The organism is Kitasatospora sp. NPDC056531, assembly GCF_042794375.1.
GTDB lineage: Bacteria > Actinomycetota > Actinomycetes > Streptomycetales > Streptomycetaceae > Kitasatospora.
On the sequence record NZ_JBHTTU010000185.1, the window covers coordinates 1 to 6,253 of the forward strand.

Annotated in this window: 7 protein-coding genes and 1 pseudogene; 4 read left to right on the forward strand and 4 right to left on the reverse strand. The window is 71.5% G+C overall.

The genetic code is table 11. The annotated features are described in order from the left end of the window. Nucleotides 1-161: 161 nt before the first annotated feature. The gene (locus ACFQ87_RS43640; RefSeq protein ID WP_380616592.1) at nt 162-1,145 is read right to left on the reverse strand and encodes a hypothetical protein; all 984 of its coding nucleotides are present in this window, start codon (nt 1,143-1,145) and stop codon (nt 162-164) included. Between the two features lie 256 nt (nt 1,146-1,401). Continuing rightward, a complete protein-coding gene (locus tag ACFQ87_RS43645) occupies nt 1,402-2,085 on the reverse strand; it encodes a DUF5919 domain-containing protein (RefSeq protein ID WP_380616593.1) in 684 nt (227 codons plus the stop codon). Between the two features lie 220 nt (nt 2,086-2,305). Between ACFQ87_RS43645 and ACFQ87_RS43650 the strand changes: the two genes are divergently transcribed. From ACFQ87_RS43650 to ACFQ87_RS43665, 4 genes are all read left to right on the forward strand, one after another. Next, nucleotides 2,306-2,551, forward strand: coding sequence for a hypothetical protein (locus tag ACFQ87_RS43650; protein WP_380616594.1), 246 nt, complete (start codon nt 2,306-2,308; stop codon nt 2,549-2,551). Then, nucleotides 2,551-2,799 (forward strand): hypothetical protein, encoded by a 249-nt coding sequence (locus ACFQ87_RS43655; protein ID WP_380616596.1) that lies wholly within the window; start codon nt 2,551-2,553, stop codon nt 2,797-2,799. The genes ACFQ87_RS43650 and ACFQ87_RS43655 overlap by 1 nt, the downstream gene beginning before the upstream one ends. 75 nt (nt 2,800-2,874) lie before the next feature. Then, the gene (locus tag ACFQ87_RS43660; protein WP_380616597.1) at nt 2,875-3,342 is read left to right on the forward strand and encodes an NUDIX domain-containing protein; all 468 of its coding nucleotides are present in this window, start codon (nt 2,875-2,877) and stop codon (nt 3,340-3,342) included. Between the two features lie 29 nt (nt 3,343-3,371). Continuing rightward, the gene (locus ACFQ87_RS43665; protein WP_380616599.1) at nt 3,372-4,166 is read left to right on the forward strand and encodes a DUF4253 domain-containing protein; all 795 of its coding nucleotides are present in this window, start codon (nt 3,372-3,374) and stop codon (nt 4,164-4,166) included. 4 nt (nt 4,167-4,170) lie between these two features. Here the strand turns inward: ACFQ87_RS43665 and ACFQ87_RS43670 are convergent, their stop codons facing one another. Together ACFQ87_RS43670 and ACFQ87_RS43675 are read right to left on the reverse strand one after the other, a co-directional pair. Further along, nucleotides 4,171-5,973, reverse strand: a complete 1,803-nt coding sequence (locus tag ACFQ87_RS43670; protein WP_380616600.1) for a beta-galactosidase family protein — start codon at nt 5,971-5,973, stop codon at nt 4,171-4,173. A gap of 86 nt (nt 5,974-6,059) precedes the next feature. Further along, a pseudogene (locus ACFQ87_RS43675) lies at nt 6,060-6,253 on the reverse strand (hypothetical protein); the annotation flags it as partial.

A 6,253-nucleotide genomic window follows, 5' to 3' on the forward strand; every position in this document is an offset into this window, starting at 1 on the left:
ACGCAGAGCCCTCCGGCGCTTCGCGCCTCCGACCCAAGGATGGCCTTCACCCCCGCCCTGAAGGGCGGAGCACTGGCCAAGATCAGAGGTAGACGGCCAACCTGTTCGGGTCGGTCTGCCCGACGACTTGTTGTCCGCAGGTGTCTGCCGCGGCCGGCGTCTCATGGCCGCACGCGGCGAGCAACGGCACGAGCGAGACGGCGAGCAGAGCGACCTTGCGCTTCAAGGAATTCCTCCTCACGGCGAAGGCCCCTCTGGTGTCCCCGAGAGGCCCCGTTGCAGCTTGGATGTGCGGGTTCAACGGTTATCAGCATCCATAGGCCGGTGAGGGCGGTGAGCCCGGTCGCGCTCAGCGCCAGAAGCCAACTGAGCAGCCCGGACGGGAAGGTGAAGAGCACCACCGCGTCCAGTCCGGCGGCGCCGGTGACCGCCGCGAGCGCGGGAAGGTGCAGTCCCGGACGGAAACGCCGCAGCCCTGCGACGAGCTCCGGGTTACCCGCCCCCGACACGGTCAGGACCAGGCAGGCGCCGACGCCCGCGAGCAGCGCGACGTAGCCGAACAGGTCCGAGAGGATTCCGCCGGACACCCCCGCGCGGGCCCCCAGGTCCGGCCGGGTCGGCGCGTAGACGACCTCGGTCCGGTCGCCGACGACCGGCTCGCCGATGAACCACCGGTCCCTGAGCGTGAGCGGCCGGGGGCCGGAGGTCCAGGGCACCTCGACCTCGACGTCCGCCGCGTACTGGACCTTCTGGTTCTTCATCACTTCCATCTGCCGCGGCGTGCTGAGCACGCGCGAGACCGGGAGATCGTACTGGCCTCCGCCGGCCTGGCGGACCTGCGACTCCCACCGCGCCTCGGCGCCGTGCTGTCCGAACGCGGGGAGTGCCGCGTCCAGGCAGAACAGACCGAGGGTCAGCCCGAGCGCCGCGCCGACCAGCCGGGTGTCCCGTCCGAGTCGCGGACGTACGACGTTCCGCGCGGCCAGCGACACGACGATCCACAGCAAGACGCATACCGCCGCCTCGGCGATGGGCCGCACCCGGTCGGTCGGCGGCACGGGCGTGAGGGTGAGGACGCCACGCAACTCCAGCCAACCGGCGCGGATCGCGGCCAGCAGCGCCAGCCAGCCGGTCAGCCTGGTCAAGATTCCGGCCATGGTGAAGCCCCCGTCCCCCGTGGCCGCCTGCGGGCCGGGACGAGGTTAACAGGGTGACACCCGATCAGCGTCAGCCGTGGGCAGCCCACCTTTGCCCTTCTCGGCGGGCGCTCCCGTGATCGCCGCGACTGATGCTCGTGGGCAAGAGGTGGCGCCGCCGCCCGGCCCGGGGTGGCGGCGCGCAAGCGACCTCAGTGGCCGTAGACGGTGAGACGAGGAGCAGGAAGTCGGCGGGTTCGACTTTCTATGCGTGGGCTGGGCTGGTGCGGATGTCGCTTCCCCGGGACCAGATTTCCTCGATGTGCTCGGCGAAGCGGTCGAACATGCCGCTCTCCTCGCTGCGCCGCAGGTGCATCAGTGGTGAGTCGTGCCCGACGGTGCGGGCGAGGTGGGGGGTGACGAGGGCGTGGTCGTCGAAGCGGAAGACAGATAGGCCGATGTGGTTCGGGCCGTCCTCCGGGGCGCTGAAGCGGGCCTCGACGCTGTCGGTGTCGGCGAGCTTGGCCAGGTTCTCCAGTGTGACCCGGATTCGGGTGGACACGGTGAGGGCCACGTCCTCAATCCGCTCGCGCTGGCGCGTCGTGTCGCAGTCGGGATCCCCGAGGAGGAAGCGGATCCGGCAGCCGCTCTCGGCCTTGCGGCGCAGGGTTTGGAGCAGCGCGGGCTGCTCCAGCCAGACGAAGTAGCTGGTGTATCCGGCAAGGAAGACCTCTGACCGGGCCTCAGCGATCAGCTGCGCCCACACCGATCGAGGGCAGGCCGATCGGTACGGATAGACGGCGAACACCTCCCGGTCGTGCCCGGTCTTGACGTTCGCCCGGACGCTGTTGGGCCAGATCACTCGTTCATCAACCCCTAAAGCCGCGCAGACATCGATACGGTTCCGCTGATGCGGCACGAGCGACGCATCAGAGAGCCAGCGTTCCACTGTCTTAGGTGTAACACCGACCCGGGCTGCCAGTTGACGTGGGGACAGGCGAGCCGCCGCCATACCTTGCTGAAGCGCAGTGTTCAAGGGGAATCCTGAGACGTTTGGGCTTTCTTGGACGGTAACGCCGAGACGTGGCAGCTGTCCTGGAGATGGAACATCTATAGGCCATCTGGGTGCCGATGATTCTTGCGTATCCCGCATGAAAGGAGTCGTGCACATGGAAGCAGAAGCGATCGACGAACTGGCTGGCAAGGTGGAGGAGAGCGTCAGTGTCTCCACCCGCCTCCACGGCTACGGCGTCCGCTGGGACACGGGGGCCCGGTGCTACCGGGTGCGTAACGAGATGACGGGTGAGTGGCTGCGCAGCGCCGCCACCGGCGAGTTGGCTTCCTTCACCTTCTTCTCCGACGCCTGGAGCGCGTGGAAGGTCTTCGAGGTGCACAAGCGGCCGGGGGAGCAGTGATGGCCTCCATGCTTTCTCGTGCGACTGCCGAGCAGCGTCGTGAGGTTGCCTCGGTGGTGGAGGACCTGATCTCGGTCCTGGCCCTGGGTGGGGTGAAGTTGCCGTCGGTCGAAGTCGACTGGGAGCACGGGCGGTTGACCGGGTGCTACCTCGTCCAGCTGGGCTCGGCCCGCACTCTCGAACTCCTGCGGATCGTCGACCTGCTCCGCAAGGGCCTGCGCTACGAGCGCCTCACCTATGACGACTGAACTCCTGGCCCGCCTGCTCTGGTGGGCGGGCTTCTCCATCCTCCTCTTCATCGTCCTCAGGAAGTGAACCGCCCGATGCGCGACCCCCGTCTGCTCGCCAAGCCACCCGTGACCCGGCTCGGCTGCCTCGTCCTCGTCCGCAACCGGCGCGGCGACGTCCTCCTGGTGAACCCGGACTACATGGACGGCCTGATCCTCCCGGGCGGCGCCGCGAACACGAACGAGCCCCCGCACCGCGCCGCCGCCCGCCACCTCCACACCGAGACCGGCCTGAACCTGCGGCTCACCCACATCCTCGCCGTCGACTTCACCCCCGCCGACCGCTACCTGGAGCGCCTCAACCTGGTCTTCGACGGCGGCACCGTCCGCGACGACACCCCCCTCACCGTCCCGCCCCAGCACAAGAGCGGCCTGCTCGGCGCCCGCTTCGTCCCCGTCCGCGAACTCCCCGACGTCATGGCCCCCGCCCAGGCCGCCCGCGTCGCCGAGGCGCTCGCCAACCGCACGCTGCCCGTCCTCCTCCACGGACAGCGCACCACCTGAGTGTCAGTCCCCACCCCTACGGTGGGCGCATGACCTGGCCTTTCGACGTCGCCCCGCCCGTACCCCTGCCGCCCGGCCGTTCCGCCGTCGCCGACGAGGGCGACGGGCAGCGGCCGCTGCTGTGGATCAGCGACGCCCCCGCCCCCGCAGGCCTGTGGGAGCAACTGCACCGCGCCCACCCTCAGAGCGGACTGTGGCCGCTGCTGCTCAGCCCGCTGAACGGCGCGGACCCGGACTTCCGCCCCTGGCTGTCCGGCGAGCTCTACCCGGAACGCGCCTCCGCCCTCGCCGCCCACGACCCGGCGGCCGTGCTGCGCGAGTGGTGGGAGCCAGGCGAGAACCTCGAACCCGAGGAAATAGACGAGGAGTTCGAGACCCTCGCCCCCTACGGCGCCGCCTGGCCCGGCCTCGCACCCGCCGCCACCGTCCCCGACGGGGCCGCCGACGCCGAGGCGCGGGGACTGGCCGGTGTGCTGCAGTCCGTCAAGGGCGTGCGGCTCGGCCTGGTGCGGGCCTCCAGCGGGGCCGAGGCGCTGGTGGCGTGCGGGTGGAGCGGTCCGGTCAACCACGAGAACGACATCGCGAAGATCGCCGCCGTGCTCGCCGACTGGGAGCGCCGCTTCGGCGCCCAGGTGGTCGAAGTCGGCTTCGACACCCTGCAGTTGAGCTTGGCCGTGCCGCCCGCGACCCTCGCCGAGGCGCTCCCGCTGGCGGCCGAGCACGCCGCCTTCTGCCCCGACCAGATCCACCAGGGCGCCGGCACCCTCACCGCCTACGCCGAGCAGCTGGTCGGCTCTCACCACTGGTACTTCTGGTGGGACTGACCGGTCAGTACTCGGCGCTGGGCGCGGCCGTGGTCGGACCCAGGTCCGGCTGGTCGCGCAACTCCACGGCCTCGCCGTGGAGTTCGAGTTCCAGCACGATGATCTCGTTGTCCCCGGCGCGCCACAGCGGCGCGGGGGCGTAGAGGGTGCGCTGCGGCCCCTCCGCCCGGTAGCGGCCGAGCAGGAAGCCGTTGACCCACAGCAGTCCGTGCCCCCAGCCGGGCAGGGCGAGGAACGCGTCGGCGGGGGAGTCCAGCCGGGCCGTGAAGCGGTGGAACACCGGCTCGCCGTCCGCCGCCTCGACGCCGTCCGCCTCGCCCGAGAAGCGCAGCGCGGACAGGTCGGTCAGCGGCAGCGGCCGGATCTGCCAGCCGAACAGCCGCTGGTGCCCGTGCGAGACGCCACGCGTGATGCCCTTGCGGTCGTCCATCTGCGGGCCGTAGTTCACCCGCCCCAGCGCCTCGACCAGGATGTCCAGCTGCGCCCCGCCCTCCCCGACGGCCAGCGGCAACACCGTGCCGGGGGAGTTGCGGTCCAGCGTCCCGAGCGGGCGCCCGTCTGTGAAGACCTGTGCCCGGTCGGCCAACCCGTCGATGCGCAGCGGCAGTTCGGGGCGCGGTCCGGGCACGTGGGTGCGGTAGTGGATCAGGCCGCGGTCCTGGCCGAGGGCCTCCATCGGCAGCGGCGCCGCCCGCTCCACCACCTGCGACAGTACGTCCAGGTTCGCCGACAGCGCGGCCCGCCCCTCGGCGGGTGCCAGCCGCTGCGGGGCCACCCGCGGTGGCTCGGGCGGCAGTTCGCCCTCGCCCGGCAGGTCCACGTAGCGGCCGATGACCTCCCGCAGGGCGTGGAACTTCTCGGTCAGCTCGCCCGCCTCGCCGATCGGCGCGTCGTAGTCGTAGCTGGTGACGGTCGGCTCGTAGCCGGCGTCGTACGGGTGGGTGCCGGAGTGGTTGGCGCCGGACCACAGGCCGAAGCTGGTGCCGCCGTGCGCCATGTAGAGGTTCACGGAGGCGCCGGTGGCCAGCAGTTCGTCCAGCGAGGCGGCGGTCTCCTTCGGGTCGCGGACGTGGTGCGGGCGGCCCCACTGGTCGAACCAGCCGATCCAGAACTCCATCGCCGCCAGCGGCCCGTCCGCCTGGTGGCGGCGCAGCAGCGCGAGGCGCTCGGGGGCGCGCGAGCCGAAGGTCGCGGTGGCCAGGTGCCCGGGGATGGATCCGCCCTGCTGCATGGTGTCGTGGGCGCCGTCGGTGGTGAACAGCAGGCAGTCCACCCCGCGCCGCACCAGGCCGTCGCGCAGGTGGCGCAGGTACGCGGCGTCGTCGCCGTAGCTGCCGTACTCGTTCTCCACCTGCACCGCCACCACCGGTCCGCCCCGGCTCGCCAGCAGCGGCAGCAGCTCGGGCGCCAGCGCGTCGAACCAGCCGTCCACCTCGGCCAGGTACGCAGGGTCCGCGCACCGCAGCCGCAGCCCCTCCACCGCCAGCAGGCGGGCGGGCAGCCCGCCGAACTCCCACTCCGCGCAGATGTACGGGCCCGGGCGCAGGATCACGTCCAGCCCCAACTCCCCGGCCAGGCGCACGAACCGCCCCACATCGCGCCACCCGGTGAAGTCCACCTCCCCGGGCCGCAGTTCGTGGAAGTTCCACGGCACGTAGGTGTCCACCGTGTTCACCCCCAGCGCCCGCACCCGCCGCAGCCGGTCCTCCCACAGCCCGGGATGCACCCGGAAGTAGTGCACCGCCCCGGCCACCACCCGGTGCGGCACCCCGCCTCGCAGGAACCCGCTCCCGTCGAACCCCAGCATGCGCAGCCCGCCTTCCCCTCGGAGACCTCCGGCACCGCCCGAGCCTAGACGAACGGGCCCGAAGTTCCGCTGCGCCCGGTCCGACGTCAACGCCCTGGCACCTGCCCGGGTGGCGGATCACCCGCCCGTGATGGGCCGAGGTAGGTGCCGCCGGAGACATCGATGATCCGGCCGGTCACCCAGCACCCCTGCGGACCCGCCAGGAAGCCCACCACGTCCGCGACGTCCTCCGGCTCGCCGATCCGTCCGGACACGGTGATCGACCCTGAGCGTGCGGGTC